The following is a 24,860-nucleotide window of genomic DNA, read 5'->3' on the forward strand; positions in this document are numbered from 1 at the left end:
GTGACTAAGTCCTTTTTATGCTTAGATACCACTGGTATTCTAAATCACATTAGACTAGTCACTTTTTATAAATCCTAATAGGTAAACAAGGAATAGTAAGAAGACATTAAAATAGATACTTCTTTTTCAAGGCTATCTACTCTTAAATCACCATTTATCCTCTTAAAAACATATTTAACCTGGTCTGCAATTTTTTTACCAGGCCCATTCTTAGCCCTATAATCACTAATTTTATCCATGTCAGCCCTAATATCCTTATCCATATTAGATACAAAATAGTTGTACTCAACCTTATTATCAAACATCATAGACTTTGTCATCATGCTTAGGATTGATACATAGGCCGAATATTTAACACTAGGGTTTGTGTTGTTGATGCCGGCTAGATAGGCAAAAAAGGCTGCCTCATCTTCCCTGGCTATCCCTCTCTGGTAGGCCATATACTTAGAAACCATGAAGGGCCTGTATATGTCTGGTATATTCTTGTTTATGCTCACCTCATTAGTGAGGATATAGTACCTTCCTTCTAGGCCAAACCCATCAAATACTTGGTTGTAGAGGCTGTATTTTGGCTTAGAATACGTACCTCCAAGACTTGGAAAGGCATCTGATATTATCCTAAAGCCCTCCTCTACCTGGATAGACAGGTCATTTATATTTGATAAGCTACTACTCTCCTCATGCTTGATTAAGTTTCTAGTATCAATAGCCTTATTTTCTAAATACTTCAATATCTCTAATTGTTTGTTAGTATCAACATGGACCTTTATATTAGTTGAATACTTGGCATTGTACTTGTCAACCAAGTAATTTGCCAAGGGTTGGGTATGGTAATTTAAACCATAAAACAATACGAAGATAAATAATCCTATAGAAAGGATATTTACAGTCCCCCAAAATACCCTATAAATATAGGCTAACCACTTTGTAGGACTAAAGAACCTTCTTAGTAGATTTAATATAAAATACACTAAGACTAATATCAATAATATAGATATTACATCACCAAAGGGTATGTCTAGCCTACTAAAGACCATGCTAAGTTTTTCTCTTATAAATTTATTTATTATATTTGTATATATAAGTCCAGTAGCCTTATTGTACTTCATTGACAAGCCTAGTATAAAACTGGAAAATACAAAAAGCAATAGGGGGCCAATTTTAAATTTAAACACTTTACCACCTCCATAAACATGATATATTATACCATAAAAAAGAGGTAATTTGCCTAAAATATGATTATATACTCTACTTGGTTTTGTCTATTTTATTGCTAGAATATATTTCCTGGTCATATTCTTTAAGGGCACCTGAAATTTGACCTTCATAGTCAAGCTTTCTAGTGTCTAGACCGTAGATAAGAATTCTCTTAAGTTGGTCCAAATTTACACTCTTTTCGTAATATTGACTATCCATCAATGAAGAACTATTGACCATATAAAATATAAGCTTATTATTATTTAGAAAGATATTAACTTCATTGCTGTTGTTAAAGCTATAATTATTACCCCTGTCTTGAATTTTCTTTTCATCCAAATAGAGACCTATACCTGTATCTATATCCTGGTCCAGGACAAGCTTACCGTCCCTAAATTTGACTATATAGACATGGTAGTTATTGCTATTATCCGGATTTTTAACCCTTACAATTGCCTGCTTATCAGCTAGATATTTTATATATGAAAAATTATCTGTTTTATCGCTGTTATTAGGGTTACGATCAAAAACACTATATAGTGGATTTGTTTTGTCTATATAATCCCTGGAAATTTTCTTATCCTTAAAGTCAAAGGATAGGGTTGATGGCATAAATTTACCATTTTCATCACTATAGTCAAAGATAAAGAATTTATCAAAGGCTATTAGACCATACCTGGCCCACCTGTACTTTATTTTGTCTTCCACTTGGTCTAAAATAGTAAGCTTATTATTGTCTAACCTAGCAAAGGCAAGTATACTAGACTTTTTATCCTTATTGTAGTAAGACAAGGCCAGGTAGTAGTTTCCCTTGTACTTCTCTACCCTATGAATTTTAAGGTCCTCTGACTTTGCACTTGATATTATATCCTTATCATAGATAGACCCACTATATTCCCTCCCTTGATGGTCTTGAAATTTAACTAGGACAAGTCCACTTTTTTCTTCAAGTGTGTAGTATATGTTAATTGGGACTGTCATAGATGTCTTTGGTTTGTATACATGGTATTTATGGCTTAGAATGACTTCATGCCCCTGTTTTTTAATATCTAGGTTTATTAATTTATTAGTATTCAAAACATATGCTCTTGTGGCTGCTATCCTATACTCATCGTTATAACCTTGAGGTGGAAAAGATATTATATTGTTATTAACTAACATCAAATTTTGTTCATTTAAAATCTTGTCACTACCACTAAGGGTCTTGACTTTTAAAGATTTATTGTATGATTGGCTTACACAGGAAATACTAAGAAACAAGAGTATTAAGAGACCTGTAAATACCATAAATCCTTTTTTACTTGTCTTCATATCCTAACCCTCCCCTAAAGCTATCACGACTATATACCATATCCATCACAAATAGGACAGCAACCAGTATATAGAGAACTAATATAAAAATAAAAGTTGGAATACTTGTAAGATATCCCTGACCTAGACCCCTAAAAATACCATAGGTATTAACATCTATACCAATAAATAGAACTAGTACACTTGCAAAAAATATTAATACAAAAAAACCAATCCTCTTAGCAAACCTAATTTTAATGCTTCCAGCATATATGATACTAGCACATGACTGTAGACCAATTATGGATGGAAATACTAGCATAAAGGTATAAAAAATTGATGACCTGAAATCGAAAGGTAGGAATAATATTTCTTTGGTCATATTCCATATACCCGGCCTATATAGGTTGCCAAATTTTAACAGGTTTATATTGTCCATAAGTACCAGGCCAAGTGTAATTAAGAGAATTGTATATATGTATAAGCTAAGACCCGCCAATATCTTTGCCAATTTTATTTCTATAATCCTGTTTGGTAGGTTATATACCAGGTAAAAGGAAGAGTTTTTCTTCCTAAAGTCCCTAGTCACCAATATATAAGATGCCAGTATTGAAGCAAGGCAGATAGGTGCAAGCATTAGTATGTTACCAGTCATTGCAGATTTAAACCCTATAGCCCCAGTTAGGACCTCCTTAAGGAATGCTTTTTCCTGACCGTTTGAAGCAGATTCTAAAATCTTTGGAGATAGGTCCCTAATCAGGTCTATATCACCTGCCGAATACTGCCCCCTGTAACTATTGAAAAGGCTAAATAGAAACCAGGTTAGGACGGCTACCCCTAACAGGAGTAGAATTTTTTTATTTACCTTTAATTCATGGTAATACAATTTAAAAATATTATTAATAAAAGTCATCTAAAACCTCCTAATAATCTATATTATTAACTAGATAGGTATTTATAAAAACCAGTAGCAAACCACCTGCAAAAAATGGAATGGAATTATCTAATTGGTATCTATCTATATATGACAGTATCATATAAGTTATAAAATACAAGACCACTACAATTAAACAAGCAATTATTGTGCCTATATTGAGCCTTCTTGAAAATAGTATGGTAGCTAAGCAGGTTATACCAATCAGTATAAACCATCCACTTATTATAATATCAGGCTTTAAACCCTGAAAAAGTGGGTTGTACCTAAATATCTCCTCTAAGATGTCAAGCTTATTTATCGTATCCTTGATAGGTATGCCGCCATACTCAATACTATAAAGCTTGAATTTTGATAACAAATAGGATCCCCTTGTATAGGAAATTAGTCCTATTATAAGGTAATTCATAAGTACAAATAAGCTTGTTTCTAAGTAAACCATAAATATATGCATATATTTAGGTAGCGGTAGTTGTAACATATTGTAGCTAGTAGTATCTTGTTCAGTGTTTACCTTTTGATTAATCAATACTATGCTAAATATTAGGGCAAATATAAGTAGGCCAAGGGACTCACTTGTATCTACTAAACCATTAAACATACTTGTTCTAAGTTCTATCTTATCAATGTTCGTAAAATCTAGAGTTCTGTAGTAATCAAGGGCTAACTTAACAGATAACATATTACTTAAAATGTATATAGCTACTAGTAATATTAGAAAAATAATTAGTAACTTCTTATTTCTCTTAAAGTCAAACTTAAAATATCTCAAAAAGTTAGTCATCAAAAGACACCTCTCTTATTTTTTCTAGTATAGACTTACCTTCGTAGGTCCTCATCTCCTCGGCATCAAAGCTGGCAACTAGCCTGCCATCACTTAGTATATGGACATAGTCTACCACAGATTCAATATCATCTATCTCATGGGTTGTAAGGATAAGGGTCTGGTCATCAGACATATACTGGGCCATCATACTGACAAATTCTTTTCTCTTAAAAATATCTATGCCAGCAAAGGGCTCATCCAGGATGATATACTTCATATTCAGACAAAAGGCCATAACCAACTTTACCTTGGCTATATTACCCTTTGACATAGAGTCTATAATATCTTCTCTATTTATCTTAAAGAGGTCAAGCATTTCGTCTGCTTTTTGGTCATCCCAAGTCTTGTAAAAGTCCTTATAGAAGTCTATCATGTCCTGAACCCTATAAGTTGGAAAATGTGTAGGACAATCAGGTACATAGATCATCTTTTCATATAGGTGGTATGATAGTTTTTGGTCATCAATGCTTATATGCCCCCTTGTAGGCTTAATAAAGCCCATTATAGACTTCAATAGGCTTGTTTTACCTGAACCATTAACTCCCAGGATAGCAGTAATTGTACCATCCATAATATCCAGGCTTACATTATCAAGGGCGTATTTAACACATGAATATCTTTCGCCTGTTTGATTTTTATATTTTTTTGTTAGATTCTGCACTCGTATCATCTGTTAAGTCCTCCTTAATTTCATCGTAATATTGGTCTAACAGGCCAATAACCTTGTCTTTGGGTATATTTATAGACTTCATTATGGTTATAAAATCCAGAAGGGGTTCCTTAATGTAGTCTTCCCTTAGGTCTTTTAACTTAGCAAGGTCACTTGTTATCATACTACCCTTACTTTTTTCAGTAATTATAAGACCTATTTCATCCATGTAGGAATAGGCCTTTTGTACTGTATTTAGGTTTACACCTAAGAGGCCAGCTAACTCCCTCCTAGAAGGAATTAGACTACCAGGCTCAAGTTCTCCCAAGAATACCCTAGACTCAAAGTATTTTGAAATCTGTAGGTATATGGGTGAATTACTATTGAATTTTATCTCTTTCAAGCTTAAATCACTCCTCCCCTTATTTTTATAATTAAAGCTGGTATTTTAAAGTTCTTAACTGTACTACTTGTCTAGTACACTTTAACCGTATTATATCACTAGTACAGTTTGAGTGCAAGAGGAAAATATATTTTTTTCACTGATGGATCTTTATCAATATTTGCAGCTCTTTCAAAAATTTTGCTTTCCATATTTCTTATATGGACATAAAAAAAGAAAGTATAGGTTATTTTCCTTTACTTCCTCTAATAGGTGAATAAAACTCTCTAGCTATATTAAAGTAGTTCCACATTTATATTAAGCATACTAAAATGTTCTTTTATTTTATCGTATTTACTAGTCATAATAGTAGCTTTCTTAAGATTAGGAAATTGCTTTAGTTCCGATAAGCTTATTTCATTTAAATCGAAGCAATCATCTTCCCCATCCCAAGCAGGAATAATATTCATATAGATGTCATTTCCACCATCCATATAGATTGTTTCTATATATGGTGCTAAGCTCTTTGGGATGGCTAGCTCTTTGAAAAAATTGATTGCCGGTTCAATTATAGTACAAGTATCCGTGTCAATATCTCCTCTTGTGTATTGTTTGGCAAAATCATATATATCAAATCTAGGCTCTAATAACTTCAAATCATACATTAGAACTTGAATAATAGCTAACTTGAAATTAATATTATCAAAATGAAGGATATCTTCCTTATTTTCCTTATTAGGGTCTCTGGATAATTGCTCATCTATACCCATATTATCCATTCCCTTTATAAGATTAGATGCCTCTGATTTTATAGATTTATTCTTGTATATTAAAGTTATAATCAAAGGGAGTCCTATAAGAGGTAAAAATATAAGTCCTCCAATAAGCCCTAATAGCCTATAGCGATTTGTCGTATAAATGCTTTTGGAAACACCATTAATAAAATTTGCTTCAAGGGTGAAAATTTCACCCTTGGTTAGGATAAATAATAAAATACACTCCACTACTAATAATAAGAAAAATAGAGTAATTGATTTCTTTGCCACCTTATTACATATATCCATTTTTGTATCCATAGAGATATCTTGACTGTTAGGTATATTAAAAAACCATTTTTTTGCACGTTCTTCTTTAGTCATGATTTACCCTCCTACTAATATATTATAGTATATTTGATTAAATGTCTTCAAGGAGTCCTTGCCTTTTGCTTAACCTACGTATATCTATATACAAGAATATCAAGGCTACAACTCCAGATATTGTATCGCTCAGGGCATTTGAAAGGTATACACCATTTATGCCCATTATTTTTGGTACTATATACAGGAAAGGAATTAGAATGCCACCATACCTCAGTATATACAATAATGAAGAAATTTTAGGTCTTCTTATGGACTGGAAGTAGGTTGTCGCAATAGAATGAATACCTACAAAAGTTATACCGAGAAGGTATATCCTTATATTATGACCCGTTATGTCAAGTAATCTTGTATCAGAAGTGTAAGGGTACACAAATAACTTTGGATAAAACTCTATAAATATTAAAAAGAGTGAACTTATAGCCACAATTACTCCAGTTGTGAGTTTTACTGTTTCTACAATCCTGTGGTACTTGTTAGCACCAAAATTATATCCTATGAGTGGCTGGGCCCCTTGACTAATTCCATAAATTATCATGGTAATAAATAGGCTAACAGAGGAAATAATTGTTACAGATGCTAGATGGTAGTCACCACCAAAGTCAATAATAAACCTATTTAGTATAATACTGACAATTGTACCAAACAAGTTCATGTAAAAATTTGGTAGACCATTTTGGAATATTTCCCAAACAGCCTTCAAATCAAAAGATGCATTCTTCTTCCTAAACTTTATAGGTATATCCTCTGCCTTTATAAAGAAGTACAATACAAACACAGTAACCATAGTCTGTGAAATTACAGTGGCAATGGCGGCCCCCTTAACACCCCACTTGAATACAAAAATAAAGAGGGCATCTAGTATAATATTAAGTATGGAGCTTACCATGACAATAATCATAGACTCCTTAGCATGTCCCAAACTTCTCACAGAGTTATTTAGACAGTAACCTGTCAAGCCAGGTACACCACCTATAAGTATGATCCATATATAGTCCTTGGCATAACCATATACATCCTTGGAAACCCCCATGAGGTCAAAAATAGGATCCATAAATATTATACAGACTAAACTTATTATCAGTTCAGAAATTATAATCAAAACTAAAGAATTATAAAGTATTTTCTCAGCTGAATCATACTTCTTCTCCCCATATTTGATAGATATTAAAGTAGACCCTCCCACCCCGATAAGGAGAATAAAGGCCATTTGTACAACCTGAAATGGCATGGTGATACCAATGGCTGTTAAGCCCAAAGGATTTATCCTACCAATAAATATCCTATCCACTATATTGTAAATTGCTGCCACCAGCATACTTAAAATTGCAGGTATACTCATGTCTAGCAATAATTTTGAAATTTTATCATTACCTAAATCCTTGCTCAAAACTACCTCCTAGATAGAAAATTTCCCCTACTGAGGAATAACCCCATAAGGATCTTATACCCCTATGAGGTTATCTTATACATAAAGATTAAGCTTTTCTACTATCATTAGAAATATTAACTGTAATCTGGGTTCCTATATTCTTCTTGCTATTTATAGTTAGAGAACCTCCATGTAACTTCACTATTTCTTCACTTATTGCCAAACCTAGACCACTTCCAGACTTGTGGAAGTCTTCTTGGAAGAATTTTTTGGATACATTGGCTATATTTTTTTCATCTATACCGATACCATTATCAGCAACGCAGATGCTTGTTTCATTGGAATTTTGATCCACCTTGACAGATATAATTCCATCTTCAGGCGTGAATTTTATGGAGTTCTGAACTAGGTTTATCAATACCTGCCTCAACCTGTCTTTATCTCCATATATTATAGTCATATCCTGGTTTAAGAATTCAAAGCTAAGTCTTATGTTCTTTTTAATAGCCATAGACCTAAGCTGGTTTACTACACTTGCAACCAAGTTTTCTATATTCACCTCTCCTATATTGAGTTTCATCCTGTTAGATGACATCCTGGAAAAGTCTAATAGTTCTTCGACTAATTTTATCAGCCTCTCGGTTTCGTCATTAATTATACCTAGGCCCATGCTAAGTTCTTCCTTGCTTATATTATCAAGTCCTAGTGTTTCACTCCATCCTTTGATAGACGTAAGAGGTGTCCTCAATTCATGAGATACTGATGAGATAAACTCATCCTTCAGCTTCTCACTTTTTTGAATTTCTTGGGCCATATTCTCAAAGGTATTAGCAAGGTCTCCTATCTCATCATCATATATCCTGGATTTATTGACCTTGATATTGTAGTTACCCTTTGCCAACATGTTAGAAAATATCTTTAACTCATGTAGGGGGTCTATTATGGAGTCCGCAAATTTTAAACTTAGGCTAATGGTAAATGCTATAACTATCAAGCCCATAAATAGAAGGTAAAACATAATTTTTAAAATTTCTATTTTTACATACTTTAGGGATACACTAAACCTGACGACCCCCTGTATAATACCATTACTCTTTATAGGTACTGATGCACTCATCACATTTTCTTTGGTGTCATATTCCTTATAGATATAGGTGCTCATATCAGTCCCAGAAGTATTTTTAAGGGCTTTCTTTACATCAACGTAATTCAGGATCTTATTACTATTAAAACCATACTGGTCTATAATTAGTTTCCCCCTGGTATTTATAATGTTTATAGCTATATTTGAGTTCTGCATATTATTCTGGTTTTCTAATATACTCCTAACCCTATCATTGAAATCGATATTGGTCATATTAGTAGCATTATATACCGTATCAATATACCTCATCTGTGAAAGGATTGTCTGCCTAATAGAGGTGTAATAGTATCGTGTAGTAAATATAGCAAAGAATACCTCAAAAATAAATACTATCAGGATTATGATGATTATGAAATTTTTAAGAACTTTTTTTCTTAATCCTCCAAAGTATAAACCCATTAATCCGCTCTCCTAAAAGTGTAACCATAGCCCCATGCTGTCAAAATATATTTTGGCTTTGATGGGTCTTCTTCTATCTTATTCCTAATACGTCTGATATTTACATCAACTATTTTGTAGTCATATAACTCTGTAGACCCCCCATACTTCCTGTAGAATCTGGTCCCTACTAAGACTGTCACTAGCATTCATCATTAAGAATTTTACTATAGAAAATTCTGTAGGAGTAAGGTCTACAACATTTCCATCCTTATAAAGTTTTCTCTTGTTTATATCCAGAGAAAATGGCGGTAGGTCAAGAACGCTACTCTTCCTTGTATCATTGTCCTTCTTAACCCTCCTGATTAGGGCTGATACCCTAAATAGGAGTTCTTTGATACTAAAGGGCTTTATCATATAGTCATCTGCACCAGCTACAAAGCCTTCGATTTTGTCGTCTTCCTGGGCCTTTGCTGTAAGCATTATAATCCCCATATTTTCATACTTTTCTCTTATATACCTACATACATCTACACCACTCATATCGGGTAGCATTATATCAAGTAGGGCAATTGTAATATTGGGTTCACTATTTAGTTTTTCTATAGCTTCACTACCAGTACCAGCTTCTATTACATCATAGCCTTCTCTTTTTAAATTTATGCTAACAAAACTTCTTATACCAATTTCGTCCTCTAAAATAAGAATCTTGTCCATATTATTACCTCCTAACATAGATACTATTTGTTAATCAACTCGAATGTTTTTCTTATTCTATTAAGGCTAACACCATATTTTTTCATAAGGTCTCCATTTGACTTTTTGAGAATACATACACAGTCTTCTGTCTCAAATAGGATAGCTTTTTTGGCACTTTTTTTATATTCATCTTCATAGGAAGCTGAAGATTTAGATATAACTGTATATGTTAATAAGTCAATTTTAGACTTACCGTTAATATAGTATATGGAATAGTCATCCTTATTATCCTTATTTTCAACCTTTATATATATTTTATCTTTTAACTTATCTGGTATAACCTGCTTGAAATTATAAGTAAAAGAATAGAAATTTTGGCCTATCCTGCTAAGGACCTCCTTGTCTTCTAGCCTACCATTCCAATTATACCAACTAATAATATTATTATCTTTGGAATTGGCATTGGTTAGCTTTTCTTCTATCTTGGGCAGGTCTATTATACCATCACCATTTATATCTTCAGGCCTCAGGTTATATGGGTTTATAGCCAGGATAGATTCATTTTTTATTACCTTTTCAAACTTGGAATTCCTGTATATTAGCAGCTGGTTTACAGAAGACCCCCTAAGACTCTGGTAGGTAATTACACTCCCCAGGTAATTATTGGAGATTCTTCCGTTTAATATTTCTACCTTGTCTAAAGATTCTACCGTATAAGAAGTATCGTACTTGTCAAATTGAATATTATCATTTTGAAGTTTCATACCACATATACTTACTTCGTAAGTCTTCTGACTCTGGATAAGGGCCAGACATTCCATCTTACCATCATTATCATAGTCAAAATAGTTAAGTTTAATTGATGTTTCCGAAGAGTTATACTCTGCCTTCTTTTTTATATTACCATCTTCATTAGAATAAATATAAATATTTTCATAGCCCAAGCTGTTGATATGAAGGATTATTTCCTTCTTACCATCATTATCCAGGTCAATGAAGTTAGCATATTTTATAGTCTCTCCTGGTATTCTTACAATGCTTTCATCATCTTCTGAAATTTGACCACTTTGCATGTTGAAAATATACATATATATATTGCTAGTACCCTGATTTTCATTGGTTTTTTTCTTGAAGGCAACTATGTCCTCTACCCCATCTGAATCAAGGTCTACCCTATTAATTTTGGACACATCCTTAAAATTTTGAGGAGTTGTAAAACTAGTATCAAGGGGTGTTAACCTCCTTATAGAATTGTAGATTTCAAGATTTTTTTCATCACTTATAGGTTTTACTATCAACTTTTCTGGTGATTTTAAAGAATTGAAGTTTGCAGCTATAAGTATTGGCAAGCCAATCAATAAAATTATGAAAAAAGCCCATATATACTTGTTAAATAACTTGTTCAATTTATCACCCCTTTAAGCTTTCTTAGGTGGTTTAGGACCGGGATACTGGTAGTAGTAGGTCTTTAACATACCATTATAGAGTTTTCTTTTTCTTATAGCATCCTGACCAAACTCATATTCAAATTCTTCATATGATGTAATCAGGTAGTATGACCAATTTTTTAATCTCCTAAATGCATAGCCCAGTTCCTTATAAAGTAGCTTTACACTTTCCTGGTCCTCAAGTCTCTCACCATAGGGTGGATTGGTAATTATAAATCCATACTCCTCATTAGATGCAAACTTTGTCGCATCCCTACATTCAAACCTGATATATTTTTCAACTCCTGCTATCTCAGCATTATTTTTTGCAATCTCTATAGATTCAGGATCAATATCATAACCATATATGGTAAAACTTTCATCATCCTTTAGTAGGTCAAAGGCCTCTTTTCTTACCTCCCACCATATTTTCTTGTCTATAGTCCTCCATTTTTCTGATATAAACTCCCTGTTCATGCCTGGGGCCATATTTATACCAATCATGGCTGCTTCAATAAGTATTGTACCAGAACCACACATAGGATCTACTAGGGTTCTTCCTGGTCTCCAAGGGGTTAAATATACTAGGCCTGCTGCTAGGGTTTCCCTGATAGGAGCCTTATTGGATACTTCCCTGTACCCCCTCTTATGTAGGGCTAAGCCTGTAGTATCTATAGAAAGAACAACCTTGTCCTTATGTATAAAAACAAAGATGGGATATCTTTCCTTATCCTCTTTTAGCATATTGCTTTCCATGTATTTTTCTTTAAGGCTATCTACTACAGCCTTCTTAACTATGGACTGGATGTCCGGAGTTGAATATAGCTTAGACTTGATAGATGATGCCTTAGCCACTGGAAATTCAGCCCCATAAGGTATAAACCTGGACCAGTCAATCTGCCTTGTTCTATCATATAGTTCTTCAAATGAAGTAGCCTTAAACTCAGCTACCTTTAAACTGACCCTCTCAGCACACCTTAACCACATATTGGCCCTGGCAATACCATATTCATCTGTCTTGTAGGTAACCCTACCATCCTCAGTTTTTTCGATTTCAAAACCTAAATTTTTGATTTCATTTGCTAACATCTTTTCCATGCCAAAAAAGCAGGGTGAGATTAATGTGTACTTATATTTCATGCTTATTCACCATTTCTATCATCTTATTCTTAAGCTCATTTTCCAGCCTTGCTATTTCATTTTCAGCTTCTTTTCTCTTGGCTCTAGACTCAACCTGTATCTTCATGACTTCATCTAGACTAGATATAAGGGTCTCATTTGTATGTTTTAAACTCTCTATATCAACAATTCCTCTTTCAGATTCTTTTGCAGTCTCTATAGATGCCATCTTTAAATTATCTGCATTCTTCTTTAGGAGTTCATTTGTGATATTTGATACCTCTCTCTGGGCCCTTATAGCCTCATTTGAATGGCTAACTCCTAAGGCCAATACCATCTGGTTTTTCCATAGGGGTATTGTATTTACAATAGTTGATTGTATCTTTTCCACCATTAATATATTGTTATTTTGAACCATCCTTATCTGGGGTGCCGTCTGTATAGATATCATCCTAGACAGGTCAAGGTCATGTAACTTCTTTTCAAATCTATCGATCTGGTTATTAAGGTCATTTAGGTTTTGAGCGTCCTCTTGTAGTCCACTCAGTCTGGCCTTTTCACTTAGGGCTGGTAGTTCCTTGTTTTTAATATCTGCAAGTTTTTTCTTTCCAGCAAGTATATACATAGACACTTCCTTATAGTAATTCTTGTTTAGGTCATACATCTGGTCAAGAGTAGATATATCCTTCATCAGGGTAACCTGCTGATTTTCCAAAGACTTAACTATAGAATTAACATTATTTTCAGCCTTGTCATAATTAGCCCTCATTAGCTGGGTTTTCTTGCTTCCCCTCTTAAAAAATCCCAGTATACCCTTGTCCTCATCACTGGCATCAAAGCCCTTTAATTCAACAACCAAGTTGGAAATCATATCTCCGACCTCTCCAAGGTCTTTTGTCCTAATAACACTTAGGGTAGAATCTGAGAAATCGGACATCTTCTTTTGGACTCCCGCCCCATATTCCAATACAAGTTGGGAATTTCCTATATCGATTTCTTTTGAAAAATCTTCAACCATTTTTCTTTCAGATTCGCTTAAACTCGACTCGTCAAATGAGTCAATAACACTTCTTTCAACCTTGTCTTCTTTAACCAGGTCTAACTCTTCTTTTTTGTTACTATCAAAACTTAATACTATATCATCCATATTTAATCTCCTAATAACATCTTTTGCTATATTTTAAATGATTAATTCCTCTATTTTAAACTTATGTATTTATTCATCAATCTTGTTTTCAAAAGGACTTTCTCCGCTCAGACCATCCTGGGCCAACATGGTCTTTAAAACAGATATATCAGACCTGATATCGATATTATCGGTCTGAATCAGCTGGTCCAATAACCTCTTGTAAGCACCTATAATGGTATCCATAGTAGTTGATATTTCATCCATTGCCTTAAGGCTTGTATCGGTTTTTGGTTTATTTTCAAGATCTTTGTATGACCCAAGGAGTTTGGTAGTTATTGGCATATAGTAGGATGAAAACCTATCTAACCTATCCAACTTATCTGGTTTTTTACTAACAAGATCTTCTAAACTTCCTATCAAGTAAGATATTTCTGAACACTTTTCTACCATACCAGTGTCTGATAGTGATCTTTGCAATACTTCTATTTCATTCCTATTGTCCCTACATGACTCTAAGAAGTGATTTAATTCCTTATTTGATTCAAATTTTTCTTGCTCAATATCTCTCTTCCTACGACTTTCCTGACCAGCTTTGTAATATGAATACAATTCATCATTGACTAGGAAGATAGTATTATTTTCTACTAGGTGGCCCTGGTAGAAATATTTTTTTTCTATCATAGTTTCTAGGTCTTTGACCACACTAGACTCCGGTCTTCCTATACGGTTGGCCATACTTGATATTTCTGCATATCCATTGTGGTCAAGTGAAGCAAGGTAGGCCTTAAACCTAGATATTTCCTTCCTCCTATAGGAAAAGAAGTAGCTAATACCAAACATGACTCCAAAGATGACAAAAAAAGGTATAAAATTTAAGCCTATTGCAAGTAGTATAATTCCTAAAATTAGCATTATAAATGCTGTAATGCCTGACAATATTTGAAAGATCAGGTTAAGCAAGTAGTTTTCCGGCCTTCGGATATATCTTTCCACCTGATTTATTTCTGGCATATTAGCTGATCCAAAACCTCTATTATAAGTTCTTACATTAGCTTGCTTACCTAATATATTCTTGCCTATTAGCGAATTATTAACCTGGTCAAGAGCTATATCTATAGACCTCTTTACAGTGTCATTTAGGTCAGCAAAATTACTCTCATTAATTTTTGAATTTATGGTATCCCCTAAACCTTTAATTAGGTCATCTACAGAAAAATTATTATTCTTATATTTATTAGTCATATTAAACACCTCACTAATATGATTATACCATATAATTAGGACCTTTTTAGCTTTTGTATGTAGAAATATATCAGGATATATAAGTAAAATTAAAAAATTCATTAGATATTTTTAAAGCCCTTATCCTTATGATATACAAAAAAGGCCACGCATTTTTTGTAATGCGTGACCTAAGTGTTTACTCGTTTCTATTTAATATGTAAATTTAATTAAGTGTATCATAGAATATATGTTATATACAGTCTTATAACTATACCAATAGGCCTTCGGAAATATTAAGGGTCTTGTCTGCTATTTCCTCAGCAAAAACCGTGTCATGGGTAATTATTAGTATAGCCATGCCCATTTTTTTACAGTCTCTAATAATATCCGCAACTTTTTGTATATTGTCCTTGTCTAAGGCTGATGTAGGCTCATCAAAACATAACACCTTTGGCTTAAGGGCACAAGACCTGGCTATGGCCACCCTCTGTTGCTGGCCACCTGATAACTGGTGTGGATAGTGGTCTTTTTTATCCAAAAGGTCTACCATCTCTAATAGGTCTAGGGCCTCTTTAACCGCCTCATCCTTATTTCTACCAAATACCCTAACAGGAGATTCTATTATATTTTCTAGGACACTTAAGTGAGGAAATAGGTTGAAATTTTGGAAAACCATGCCTATCTGGCCCCTAATTTCCTTCATATCATTTATTGACTTTATTTCTACATTGTCCAGGACGATTTTACCACTATCAAAGTTTTCAAGCCCGTTTATACACCTGATCAGGGTTGTCTTACCAGCACCTGATTTACCTAAGACTACTCCGATTTCACCATCGTCTATCTGGAAGCTAATTCCCTTCAAGACTTCTACTTGCCCAAATTTTTTCTTAAGATCTACTATTTTCAACATATTATCACCCCTTACCTATAGTATGAATATCTCTTTTCTAAGAGTGCCATCAACTTAGTTAGTATGGCTGTCATTACCAGGTATATGACAGCTGCATAGGCAAAAGGCATCAAACTAGCTTCCCTATTACTTGCTGCTGTTGCTACCCTCAATAGGTCATTTAGTCCTAAAATATAGACAAGGGAAGTATCCTTTACTAGGGTAATTAATTCATTAGAAACAGGTGGTAATACCCTTTTTGTTAGCTGGGGCAAAATTATTCTTTTATACATTGTAATCTTGTCAAAACCAAGAACTTTGGCTGCTTCAAACTGACCCTTGTCAATAGATAATAGACCACCCCTGAAAATTTCAGCATAATATGCTGCATAGTTGATTACAAAGGCTATAAAGGCCACAGTCAGCTGGTCGAATACTAGCTTTGGACTAATTATAGGAAGTACGTAGTAGAAGAACATCATCTGTAGTAAGAGTGGACTTCCCCTCATTATCCATATATAAAAGCTAGAGACAGAACTAGCTATTTTGTTATTTGATAGCCTTACAAAGGCAACTACTATACCCAAGGGTATGGAAAATATAGTTGTTACAAAGAACAATTCTAAAAGTATTTTAACCCCTTCAAACATTTATTTCCTCCTGTTGCTGATCTTATTTATTTCACTTGTCAGCCTTAAAAATTATATATTTATTATTGGTTGAACCATTTCTTTTTTATCTTGTCAAATGTTCCATCAGCCTTCATATCATCTAAGGCTTTATCGATCTTATCTCTTAAGTCTGTATCCTTCTTTCTGAAGCCTACACCATACTGTTCACTACCAAGGTCACCTTCTAGTACCTTATACTTGTCGGCACCCCTCTGAGTAATGTAGTACTTTAATAGAACTTCGTCACCAACTACAGACTTAATTCTACCAATCTCTAAATCTCTAAGAGCCTTATCATATGTATCATAAGTAACTGGTTTCTGGTCCTTTATCATACCTATAAATTCCTTATTAGCCTCTATAGCTTCTAGGGCAGATGATGCTGCCTGAGTTCCAACTACCTGGTCCTTAAGGTCTGCTAACTTAGTTGGGCTTTCAGTAGACATTGTGATTGCTATTTGCTTGTTGTCAAAGTATGGCTTAGAGAAGGCCACTCTCGCCTTACGTTCTTCAGTTATTGAATAACCATTCCATAGACAGTCAACATTGCCATTATCTAGCGCCTGTTCCTTCATTGACCAGTCAATATTCTGGAACTTAACTGTATAACCGGCTCTCTTAAAGGCTTCATTTGCCAAGTCAATATCAAATCCTTCTAGCTCATTTTTGTCATTAAGGAATCCCATAGGAACAAATGTGTTGTCAAGCCCCATTACAATTTCCTTCTTGTCTGTGCTAGTAGCCTTTTGGTCATCTTTCTTGTCTGAACAAGCAACCAAACCTGTAGCTAATACTAACCCTAAACCTAACATAACCGTTTTTTTGATAATACCTTTTTTCATTTTCTTTTCCTCCTAAAAATATAATTAAATATGTCTAGTCAGGTCCAGGATAGAATACGCACAAAAAACTCCCGTGCCCTGACGTCTGCCAGAGGACGAGAGTATAAAATCCAATACTTCGTGTTCCCACCTCTATTCGTTACTATCTCGCAATAGCAACCTCATCGAGTACTATATAATACCCTAACACTGTAACGTGTGTTCACGTGATAGCCTACTAAAACTTCGGTATCCAACTCATAGATGTGTTCGATATAATCTGTAATGTGCTTCTCACCAGCCAGCCACTCTCTGATTAACTTCATATACCTACTATTTCTAGTCAAAGTCTTTGTTTTTGTGGTTTCTTTACTTGTTATAAATCATTCTAATTCATGGTAAAGGTTTTGTCAAGGTTTTTTTGAATATTTTTTATTTTTTTGAATTTACACATTATTTAAATACATTTAAACTGTTTTATTCACCCATAAACTAGTTTCTAGCCCATGGTACTAAATTCACCTGACCAAAACTCAAATCACGAAACCTATCTGTATACTCCCCCCTATAATTTATTAGGTATAGTATAACTAACTCTATATAGTTAATGCCAAGAAGGGTTATATTCCACATATCTTCAAATTCTAATTTATTATTATGTTTTGACTTACTCGGATGAACTACCCTATTTCTATAGTAGGTGATCAAGTCGACACCATCCTTAAAGTGTCCTACCAGATCTAGAGAAAATTGGTCAATCCTATCTATACTGGTATCCAGGTTACACTCTTTTAGGAGCATCCTTATATTTTGCTTGGCAGGGTTCTTATCATACTCAATAGGATTGTAAACAGCCTTCATTTCAACCAATACTACATAAGACAGCATTTCTAGGGCAGTCTGTATAGAAATGATATTGTTATCTATATTATTACCATTTAGGGCACCCAGATACCAGTCTACAGTGTTGTCTATGGCCACACTATAATAGGTATCTTCGAGTTTTTTACACATGAGAGAAAGATACTTTTCTATGTTGTGGTAGTTTGATATAGTAGATGTCCAGTTGAAGACAAAACGGTAGTCTGAGGAATAATTTTTACACCACTCCCTATAAGTATTCTTTCCTCCCCTATATCCAAAGGCATTTACTATATTTATATACCTTCCACATAGAAAAGACAGGGCTGTAGATAGGTTGTTTAAAAAATACCTTAGTCTCTTAGTTTTCACCTTACTTCCATCTTTTTTATATATTCTACCAGTATGTGTAATTATATTACCAGTTTTTGACACTAAGTTATTATGCATTTCCTTGTTGTATTTATAACTCTTGTCAATTACAATAGTATACTCGTTAACATCAAATTCTACCCTGGCAGCATATACCAAGTCGCCATGATTAACCAGCTTTCCAGGTATCTTGTCCATATTTAATATGTCGAACTGGAGGTAGTCTACATCTGTATCCTTAGACTTAATCAATATGTCATTGATATAACCGTATAATTCACCATTGGCAGTTTGTGTTATTTCAGCATTTATAACCTTATAACCGGGTATCTCAATAGATATCTTCTCCATTGAAAGATCATCAATATAGTCTGATATTGTTTCATACCTGTATACACTAGCCCTAAAATTTATGGCTACTGGGTCACTTATCTTATAGTAAACTGTCCCCTGACACTTAATGTCATATGTCCCGTATATGTAAAATCTTCCTTGGTATATTACAAAATCTTCATTGATATCATTATTATCGTATATGGAGATAAATGACTCATTAATTATATTCAATATCCTGTCTCCTTCCAAAAAAATAAGTACCCTACTGACTTGTAGAGTACTTATATTATACTATCTTTGTGTATTTAAATCAATTGGTTTGAAAGATGAACCATATAAGGACTCTTCCTTGCCTTCAGTTTCTTTAAAGGCTGTAGACAACATCAACTTAATCCTATTTAACTGGTTTACTGATGTTGCTGATGCATCATAGTCTATTGGTATTATATTGGCCTTAGGGAATTTCTTCTTTATTCCCTTGATTACACCCTTACCTATAATATGATTAGGCAGGCATCCGAAAGGCTGCATACATACTATGTTATTACATCCAGCCTCTAATAGTTCTAACATTTCTCCTGGTAGTAACCAGCCTTCGCCAGTTTGGTTACCAAGTGACACATAAGACTTAGTCAATTCAGCTAAATTATCTATCTTTTTAGGAGGATCGAACCTCTTACTTGCCTTAAGGGCTGAAGTATAAGTAGCCATATAAGTTTCTAGTATCTTGACAACTGCCTTACTAACAACCATACTCTTCCAGGATCCCTCTAGGTTCTTGTGCTTATATATATTATTGTAGGCACAGGCCATAAAGAAGTTGAGTAATTCCGGTACAACTGCTTCTGCCCCCTCTCTTTCCAGGATACCTATCAGGTCATTATTGGCTATTGGACTAAACTTAACCAGTATTTCACCAACCAGGCCAACCCTTGGCTTAACTTCATCAGTAATCTCTAGCCTATCAAAGTCAGAAACTATGTCTCTTATATTCTTTTTGAACTGCCTAATGTTGGCATCTTTAAGTGATTCCTTACACTTGTCACACCACTTTTCATATAGGAGGTTAGCACTACCTGGTATACTTTCATACGGTCTAACCCTTAGTAGGACCTTCATTAAAAGATCACCGTAGACTGCCCCCATTACCAACTTATTTAGGACCTTCATATTCATCTGTTCTTTAAAACCATTATCCTCTATACCTTGGGCACTAATAGACACTACCGGTACATTTGGGAAACCTGCAGACTTTAAAGCCTTTCTAAGAAAGGCAATGTAGTTAGTAGCCCTGCAGCCCCCACCTGTCTGGCTCATCAGTACAGTGGTATTATCCAGGTCATATTCCCCAGACTTTAGGGCATGTATCAATTGGCCTATCACTATTATAGCTGGGTAGCAGGCATCATTATTTACATATCTCAAGCCTTCATCAATTATCTCAGATGAGTTGTTGTTTAGGACTACTATATTAAGGCCAGAATCCTGCATAGCCCTTTCTATAAACTGAAACTGGACTGGCGCCATTTGAGGGGCTAAAAGTGTATGCTTGGTATTTAACCTTGTATTCTTCTGGTATTCAACCTTCTTTTCTTTCAACTGGGAAGGCTTAACTCCACTCAGTTCCCTTTCATTTATGGCAGCCTTTAAAGACCTTAGTCTTATCTTGGCAGCCCCTAGGTTATTGCCCTCATCTATCTTGATAACTGTATGTATCTTAGATTTTTCATTCAGTATGTCTTCTACCTGTTCAGTAGTTACTGCATCAAGTCCACATCCAAATGAGTTTAATTGAACCATATCTAGGTTATCCTTATTCTTACAGAATTCTGCAGCCTTGTACAACCTGGAATGGTATACCCACTGGTCTACCACCCTAAGAGGCCTCTCCATATGGGCCAAGTGACAAACAGAATCCTCTGATAAGACTGCCATACCAAGAGAATTTATCAATTCTGGTATACCATGGTTAATCTCCGGATCAAGGTGGTAGGGTCTACCAGACAAAACAATACCCTTTAAATTATTTTCGTCTAAATAGGCTACTGCTTCTTCGCCCTTCTGTCTTACCTGGGCCTTGAACAAGTCATATTCTTTTGTCGCCATGTCTATAGCCCTATTTACCTCATCTTGTCTAAGGTCTGGATAGTGGTACTTCATGGCATTGTATATTCTCTTCTTCAACTTGTTCTTGTCATTTAAAGTTATAAAGAAATTAATAAACTTAATATCATTTTCTTCAAGAGAATCCATATTGCTCTTTATTACTTCTGGATATGATGTAACAACCGGACAGTTGAAGTGATTGTCAGAATCAGGGTCTTCCCTGAATTCATGTGTAACTGATGGATAGAAAATAGTCTTTATACCTTTTTCTATCAGGTCTTCTATATGACCATGGACTAGCTTAGCTGGATAACACACTGTATCTGAAGCAATAGAACTAATCCCCTTCTCAAATATATCCTTAGTAGACTTGGCTGACAGGACAACTGAAAATTCTAGCTCACTTAAAAATGTATGCCAAAATGGATAGTTTTCATACATATTTAGGACTCTTGGTATACCAATAAGGCCCCTCTTTGCCTCTTCTGGCTTTAGGGACTTGTAGTCAAAGATTCTGTCATACTTATATTTATATAAATTAATACTTTTCTTGTCCTTTTCTATCTTCTTATGGGTATAAATTGCCTCTCCAACCTCACACCTGTTACCTGATACAAATATCTCTGACTCAGAGAACTTATTTATAGTTAATAGGCACTTGTTAGAACAACCCTTACATCTTGTTACACTTGACTCTATAGTAATGTCATTTAACTGGTCTAAGCTGAGAATATTTGACCTAATACCCCTGTATTTTTCCCTTGAAATCAGGGCGCATCCAAAAGCCCCCATCAAGCCGGCTATATCAGGTCTAGTTACATCCCTACCAGCCAGGACCTCGAAAGACCTCAAGACAAGGTCATTATAGAATGTACCACCTTGGACTACCACATTTTCTCCAAGCTCTTCCACATCCCTTAATTTTACAACCTTGAATAGGGCGTTTTTAACTACTGAATAAGCCAAACCTGCAGATATATCCGCAACACTAGCCCCTTCCTTCTGGGCCTGCTTAACCCTGGAATTCATAAATACTGTACACCTGGATCCCAGGTCTACAGGGTTTGTAGCCCCTATTCCTACCTTTGAAAAGTCAACTATATCCATATGTAGAGACCTTGAGAAGGACTCAAGGAAAGAACCACAGCCGGATGAACAAGCCTCATTAAGGATTATCTGGTCAATTACCCCATCTTTTATCTTTAAACACTTCATATCCTGGCCACCAATGTCCAGGATAAAGTCAACTTTCGGATCAAAGAACTTTGCAGCCTTATAGTGGGCAATGGTTTCTATTTCACCCTCATCTATTCTTAGGGCCTTTTTAATTAATTCTTCACCGTAACCAGTTACAGTTGCCCTGGTTATAGAACAGCCCTCAGGTAGTTTTGAATATATATCCTTAAGTATCTTGATACTCATATCAAGGGGACTACCCTCGTTACTACCATAGTGGGAATAAAGTAGCTGACCCTCTTCTCCTATTAGAACGGCCTTTGTAGTAGTTGAACCAGCATCTATACCAAAGAAACACTTGCCCTGGTAGTTTTCTATACTGTCCCTTTTTACACAGTCCTTAGCATGTCTAGCCTTAAAGTCTTCATAGGCCTGGTCATCCTTAAATAGGGCCACTATTTCATCACTATTTCCATCTTCAAGACTATCAACCCCATCAACCAAGTCAATAAGTTCCTTGATTGAATAAACTTTCTCCTTAGATGCCAAAAGGGCTGCTCCCATAGCCACATAAAGCTGGGCATTTTCAGGGAAAATTATATTTTTGTCTTCTAACTTCAATACTCTTGCAAACTGCTTTCTTAATTCTGACAAGAAATATAGGGGTCCACCAAGAAAGGCAACATTTCCCTCTATCTTCCTACCACATGATAAAACGCTGACCGTTTGAACGACAACAGCATTAAATATACTCATGGCTATGTCGGCCTTACTGGCCCCATCATTTATAAGAGGTTGTATATCTGTCTTTGCAAATACACCACATCTTGAAGCGATTGGGTAAACCACCTTGAAGTTTTTGGCAAGTTCATTTAATCCAGCAGCATCTGTCTTCAAAAGTGATGCCATCTGGTCGATAAAAGCACCTGTACCACCGGCACAAATACCATTCATCCTCTGATCTATTCCACCTGATAGGAAGGTTACCTTGGCATCTTCTCCACCAAGCTCTACTACAACATCAGTATCAGGGTTATACTCTTCTATAGACCTTGTACTAGAAATTACTTCCTGTTCAAATTTTATTCCTATCTTTTTTGATAGGCCTATACCACCTGAACCTGTTATTACAGACTTTACCTTGATATTCCCTAATTTACTAAAAATATCCTTTAACTGGTCACTAACTGCCTTTTTTACATCAGAAAAGTGCCTTCTATATTCTTTGTATTTTAATAATTTATCTTCAGTTAAGACAACTGCTTTAACGGTTGTGGATCCAATATCTATTCCTAAATTATAGACCTTTTCCATCTTATACCTCCTCATGGGTAATATACTATATATACCACCTATCACCAAAATGAGCTTGGATAATACATATATATAGAGAAATCTACAAGAGATTATCTAATTAATATACCCATTTTAGTATATCTTATACCAAATTTAGATTTTTGTAAAATGAAATTATCTTCATTTTAGGCATGAAAAAAATCCTCCTATGACCTTTGATTTATCATAGGAGGATAAGGAAATTTATATACTTTTTACATACACTTTTCTATAGGTAGATTATTACTTTAAATTCTTAGAAACCATGTTAACCAGGTCAGCAGTTCTTTCAGCATAACCCCATTCATTGTCATACCAAGAAATAACCTTTACTAGTCCATCACTCATTACCATTGTTGATAGGGCATCTACTATAGAAGACCTCTTGTCACCCTTGAAGTCTACTGAAACAAGTGGCTTATCACAGTAGCCTAGTATACCCTTTAATTCATTTTCAGCAGCATCCTTAAGGGCTGTATTTATTTCTTCTGCAGTAACATCTTTCTTCTTAAGGTTAACAACAAGGTCAACAACAGATACAGTCTGAGTTGGAACCCTTAGAGAGAATCCATTTAATTTTCCTTCTAGTTTCGGAAGCACTAAGGAAACAGCCTTAGCTGCACCAGTTGTTGTAGGTATTATTGATCCAGCGCAAGCCCTAGCCCTTCTTAAATCCTTATGAGTCTTATCCAATACCTGCTGGTCGTTCGTATAGGCATGAACTGTTGTCATCATACCGTTTTCTATACCGAATTTTTCATCTAAAACCTTAGCTACTGGAGCTAGACAGTTAGTTGTACAAGAAGCATTTGATATAATATTGTGTAGGTCCTTATCGTACTTATCATCATTTACACCCAATACTATTGTGATATCTTCATTCTTAGCTGGGCAAGTTATTACAACCTTCTTAGCACCTGCATCTATATGACCTTGAGCATCTTCTCTATTTTTAAACTTACCAGTATTGTCTATAACTATATCAACACCTAGGTCCTTCCAAGGAATTTCACTTGGCTTGGCTGCCCTAGTGATTGCTATATCTCTTCCGTTTACACTTATACAATCATTGTTCTTTACTTCAACCTGGCCATCAAATATACCATAGCTTGAATCGTATTCAAATAGATGGGCTAGTGTTTCAGCATTTGCCCTAGCATTAATAGCGACTACTTCGTATTCATACTTGTCAGATGCCTCTGTAATTCTTAATACTGATCTACCAATCCTACCAAATCCGTTTAAACCAACTCTAATTTTCATCATAATCCTCCATATAGTATAGTATATAATATAATCTTTAAGTTTTTAGATATTAGTATATCTCTTTTCTACAAATATTGTATACTATTTAATCTAATAATGCAATACTATAGGGAAA

The 24,860-nt window shown here is 34.7% G+C and carries 21 protein-coding genes and 1 other annotated feature; all 21 genes read right to left on the reverse strand.

What is annotated here, in order from left to right; all coding sequences use genetic code 11:
• Positions 1–74: 74 nt before the first annotated feature.
• Entirely contained in the window at positions 75–1,175 is a 1,101-nt protein-coding gene (locus HMPREF0634_RS02380) for a DUF3810 family protein (RefSeq protein ID WP_040565658.1), read from the reverse strand.
• 73 nt (positions 1,176–1,248) lie between these two features.
• Complete coding sequence (locus HMPREF0634_RS02385) at positions 1,249–2,508, reverse strand: hypothetical protein (protein ID WP_040565659.1); 1,260 nt, start codon at positions 2,506–2,508, stop codon at positions 1,249–1,251.
• Complete coding sequence (locus HMPREF0634_RS02390; RefSeq protein ID WP_040565660.1) at positions 2,495–3,400, reverse strand: hypothetical protein; 906 nt, start codon at positions 3,398–3,400, stop codon at positions 2,495–2,497. The genes HMPREF0634_RS02385 and HMPREF0634_RS02390 overlap by 14 nt, the downstream gene beginning before the upstream one ends.
• Positions 3,401–3,410: 10 nt before the next feature.
• Entirely contained in the window at positions 3,411–4,205 is a 795-nt protein-coding gene (locus tag HMPREF0634_RS02395; protein WP_040565661.1) for a hypothetical protein, read from the reverse strand.
• Positions 4,198–4,917, reverse strand: a complete 720-nt coding sequence (locus HMPREF0634_RS02400) for an ABC transporter ATP-binding protein (RefSeq protein ID WP_007788677.1) — start codon at positions 4,915–4,917, stop codon at positions 4,198–4,200. Before HMPREF0634_RS02400 ends, HMPREF0634_RS02395 begins: the two co-directional genes overlap by 8 nt.
• On the reverse strand, positions 4,883–5,299 hold the full coding sequence (locus HMPREF0634_RS02405; protein WP_007788694.1) for a GntR family transcriptional regulator: 417 nt from the start codon (positions 5,297–5,299) through the stop codon (positions 4,883–4,885). The genes HMPREF0634_RS02400 and HMPREF0634_RS02405 overlap by 35 nt, the downstream gene beginning before the upstream one ends.
• A gap of 275 nt (positions 5,300–5,574) precedes the next feature.
• Positions 5,575–6,417 carry a DUF6892 domain-containing protein gene (locus HMPREF0634_RS02410; protein ID WP_007788699.1) on the reverse strand — a complete coding sequence of 281 codons (843 nt, stop codon included), beginning with the start codon at positions 6,415–6,417 and terminating at the stop codon, positions 5,575–5,577.
• 37 nt (positions 6,418–6,454) lie between these two features.
• On the reverse strand, positions 6,455–7,807 hold the full coding sequence (locus HMPREF0634_RS02415) for an MATE family efflux transporter (protein WP_007788684.1): 1,353 nt from the start codon (positions 7,805–7,807) through the stop codon (positions 6,455–6,457).
• A gap of 88 nt (positions 7,808–7,895) precedes the next feature.
• Positions 7,896–9,332, reverse strand: a complete 1,437-nt coding sequence (locus HMPREF0634_RS02420; protein ID WP_007788664.1) for a sensor histidine kinase — start codon at positions 9,330–9,332, stop codon at positions 7,896–7,898.
• Positions 9,332–9,520, reverse strand: coding sequence for a winged helix-turn-helix domain-containing protein (locus HMPREF0634_RS10140; RefSeq protein ID WP_408634982.1), 189 nt, complete (start codon positions 9,518–9,520; stop codon positions 9,332–9,334). Before HMPREF0634_RS10140 ends, HMPREF0634_RS02420 begins: the two co-directional genes overlap by 1 nt.
• Positions 9,453–10,028 carry a response regulator transcription factor gene (locus HMPREF0634_RS02425; RefSeq protein ID WP_007788673.1) on the reverse strand — a complete coding sequence of 192 codons (576 nt, stop codon included), beginning with the start codon at positions 10,026–10,028 and terminating at the stop codon, positions 9,453–9,455. Before HMPREF0634_RS02425 ends, HMPREF0634_RS10140 begins: the two co-directional genes overlap by 68 nt.
• A 23-nt stretch (positions 10,029–10,051) precedes the next feature.
• Positions 10,052–11,416: an FG-GAP repeat domain-containing protein gene (locus HMPREF0634_RS02430; protein ID WP_040565662.1), complete on the reverse strand. Its 1,365-nt coding sequence runs from the start codon at positions 11,414–11,416 to the stop codon at positions 10,052–10,054.
• Between the two features lie 12 nt (positions 11,417–11,428).
• Positions 11,429–12,577 (reverse strand): THUMP domain-containing class I SAM-dependent RNA methyltransferase, encoded by a 1,149-nt coding sequence (locus tag HMPREF0634_RS02435; RefSeq protein WP_007788668.1) that lies wholly within the window; start codon positions 12,575–12,577, stop codon positions 11,429–11,431.
• The gene (locus tag HMPREF0634_RS02440; RefSeq protein WP_007788661.1) at positions 12,567–13,703 is read right to left on the reverse strand and encodes a toxic anion resistance protein; all 1,137 of its coding nucleotides are present in this window, start codon (positions 13,701–13,703) and stop codon (positions 12,567–12,569) included. The genes HMPREF0634_RS02435 and HMPREF0634_RS02440 overlap by 11 nt, the downstream gene beginning before the upstream one ends.
• Positions 13,704–13,772: 69 nt before the next feature.
• Entirely contained in the window at positions 13,773–14,927 is a 1,155-nt protein-coding gene (locus tag HMPREF0634_RS02445) for a 5-bromo-4-chloroindolyl phosphate hydrolysis family protein (protein ID WP_040565664.1), read from the reverse strand.
• Positions 14,928–15,177: 250 nt separating this feature from the next.
• Positions 15,178–15,822 carry an amino acid ABC transporter ATP-binding protein gene (locus HMPREF0634_RS02450; protein ID WP_007788686.1) on the reverse strand — a complete coding sequence of 215 codons (645 nt, stop codon included), beginning with the start codon at positions 15,820–15,822 and terminating at the stop codon, positions 15,178–15,180.
• 11 nt (positions 15,823–15,833) lie between these two features.
• The gene (locus tag HMPREF0634_RS02455; protein ID WP_007788662.1) at positions 15,834–16,451 is read right to left on the reverse strand and encodes an amino acid ABC transporter permease; all 618 of its coding nucleotides are present in this window, start codon (positions 16,449–16,451) and stop codon (positions 15,834–15,836) included.
• A 62-nt stretch (positions 16,452–16,513) separates the two neighbouring features.
• Positions 16,514–17,314, reverse strand: coding sequence for an amino acid ABC transporter substrate-binding protein (locus HMPREF0634_RS02460; RefSeq protein ID WP_007788700.1), 801 nt, complete (start codon positions 17,312–17,314; stop codon positions 16,514–16,516).
• 88 nt (positions 17,315–17,402) lie between these two features.
• Positions 17,403–17,649 (reverse strand) — a binding site (T-box leader).
• Positions 17,650–17,785: 136 nt separating this feature from the next.
• Positions 17,786–19,093, reverse strand: a complete 1,308-nt coding sequence (locus HMPREF0634_RS02465) for a hypothetical protein (protein WP_040565665.1) — start codon at positions 19,091–19,093, stop codon at positions 17,786–17,788.
• Positions 19,094–19,153: 60 nt separating this feature from the next.
• Complete coding sequence (locus tag HMPREF0634_RS02470; protein WP_007788659.1) at positions 19,154–23,458, reverse strand: 2-hydroxyacyl-CoA dehydratase; 4,305 nt, start codon at positions 23,456–23,458, stop codon at positions 19,154–19,156.
• 264 nt (positions 23,459–23,722) lie between these two features.
• Positions 23,723–24,742: a type I glyceraldehyde-3-phosphate dehydrogenase gene (gap, locus tag HMPREF0634_RS02475; protein WP_007788681.1), complete on the reverse strand. Its 1,020-nt coding sequence runs from the start codon at positions 24,740–24,742 to the stop codon at positions 23,723–23,725.
• Positions 24,743–24,860 lie beyond the last annotated feature (118 nt).

The sequence above is a fragment of the Peptostreptococcus stomatis DSM 17678 genome (genome assembly GCF_000147675.1).
Taxonomy (GTDB): Bacteria; Bacillota; Clostridia; order Peptostreptococcales; family Peptostreptococcaceae; genus Peptostreptococcus; species Peptostreptococcus stomatis.

Coding starts and splice junctions, on each gene's coding strand:
- HMPREF0634_RS02385 (WP_040565659.1), bottom strand. CDS start 2,508: ATGAAGACAAGTAAAAAAGGATTTATGGTATTTACAGGTCTCTTAATA.
- HMPREF0634_RS02390 (WP_040565660.1), bottom strand. CDS start 3,400: ATGACTTTTATTAATAATATTTTTAAATTGTATTACCATGAATTAAAG.
- HMPREF0634_RS02395 (WP_040565661.1), bottom strand. CDS start 4,205: ATGACTAACTTTTTGAGATATTTTAAGTTTGACTTTAAGAGAAATAAG.
- HMPREF0634_RS02400 (WP_007788677.1), bottom strand. CDS start 4,917: ATGATACGAGTGCAGAATCTAACAAAAAAATATAAAAATCAAACAGGC.
- HMPREF0634_RS02410 (WP_007788699.1), bottom strand. CDS start 6,417: ATGACTAAAGAAGAACGTGCAAAAAAATGGTTTTTTAATATACCTAAC.
- HMPREF0634_RS02420 (WP_007788664.1), bottom strand. CDS start 9,332: ATGGGTTTATACTTTGGAGGATTAAGAAAAAAAGTTCTTAAAAATTTC.
- HMPREF0634_RS10140 (WP_408634982.1), bottom strand. CDS start 9,520: ATGCTAGTGACAGTCTTAGTAGGGACCAGATTCTACAGGAAGTATGGG.
- HMPREF0634_RS02425 (WP_007788673.1), bottom strand. CDS start 10,028: ATGGACAAGATTCTTATTTTAGAGGACGAAATTGGTATAAGAAGTTTT.
- HMPREF0634_RS02435 (WP_007788668.1), bottom strand. CDS start 12,577: ATGAAATATAAGTACACATTAATCTCACCCTGCTTTTTTGGCATGGAA.
- HMPREF0634_RS02440 (WP_007788661.1), bottom strand. CDS start 13,703: ATGGATGATATAGTATTAAGTTTTGATAGTAACAAAAAAGAAGAGTTA.
- HMPREF0634_RS02445 (WP_040565664.1), bottom strand. CDS start 14,927: ATGACTAATAAATATAAGAATAATAATTTTTCTGTAGATGACCTAATT.
- HMPREF0634_RS02450 (WP_007788686.1), bottom strand. CDS start 15,822: ATGTTGAAAATAGTAGATCTTAAGAAAAAATTTGGGCAAGTAGAAGTC.
- HMPREF0634_RS02455 (WP_007788662.1), bottom strand. CDS start 16,451: ATGTTTGAAGGGGTTAAAATACTTTTAGAATTGTTCTTTGTAACAACT.
- HMPREF0634_RS02460 (WP_007788700.1), bottom strand. CDS start 17,314: ATGAAAAAAGGTATTATCAAAAAAACGGTTATGTTAGGTTTAGGGTTA.
- HMPREF0634_RS02470 (WP_007788659.1), bottom strand. CDS start 23,458: ATGGAAAAGGTCTATAATTTAGGAATAGATATTGGATCCACAACCGTT.
- gap (WP_007788681.1), bottom strand. CDS start 24,742: ATGAAAATTAGAGTTGGTTTAAACGGATTTGGTAGGATTGGTAGATCA.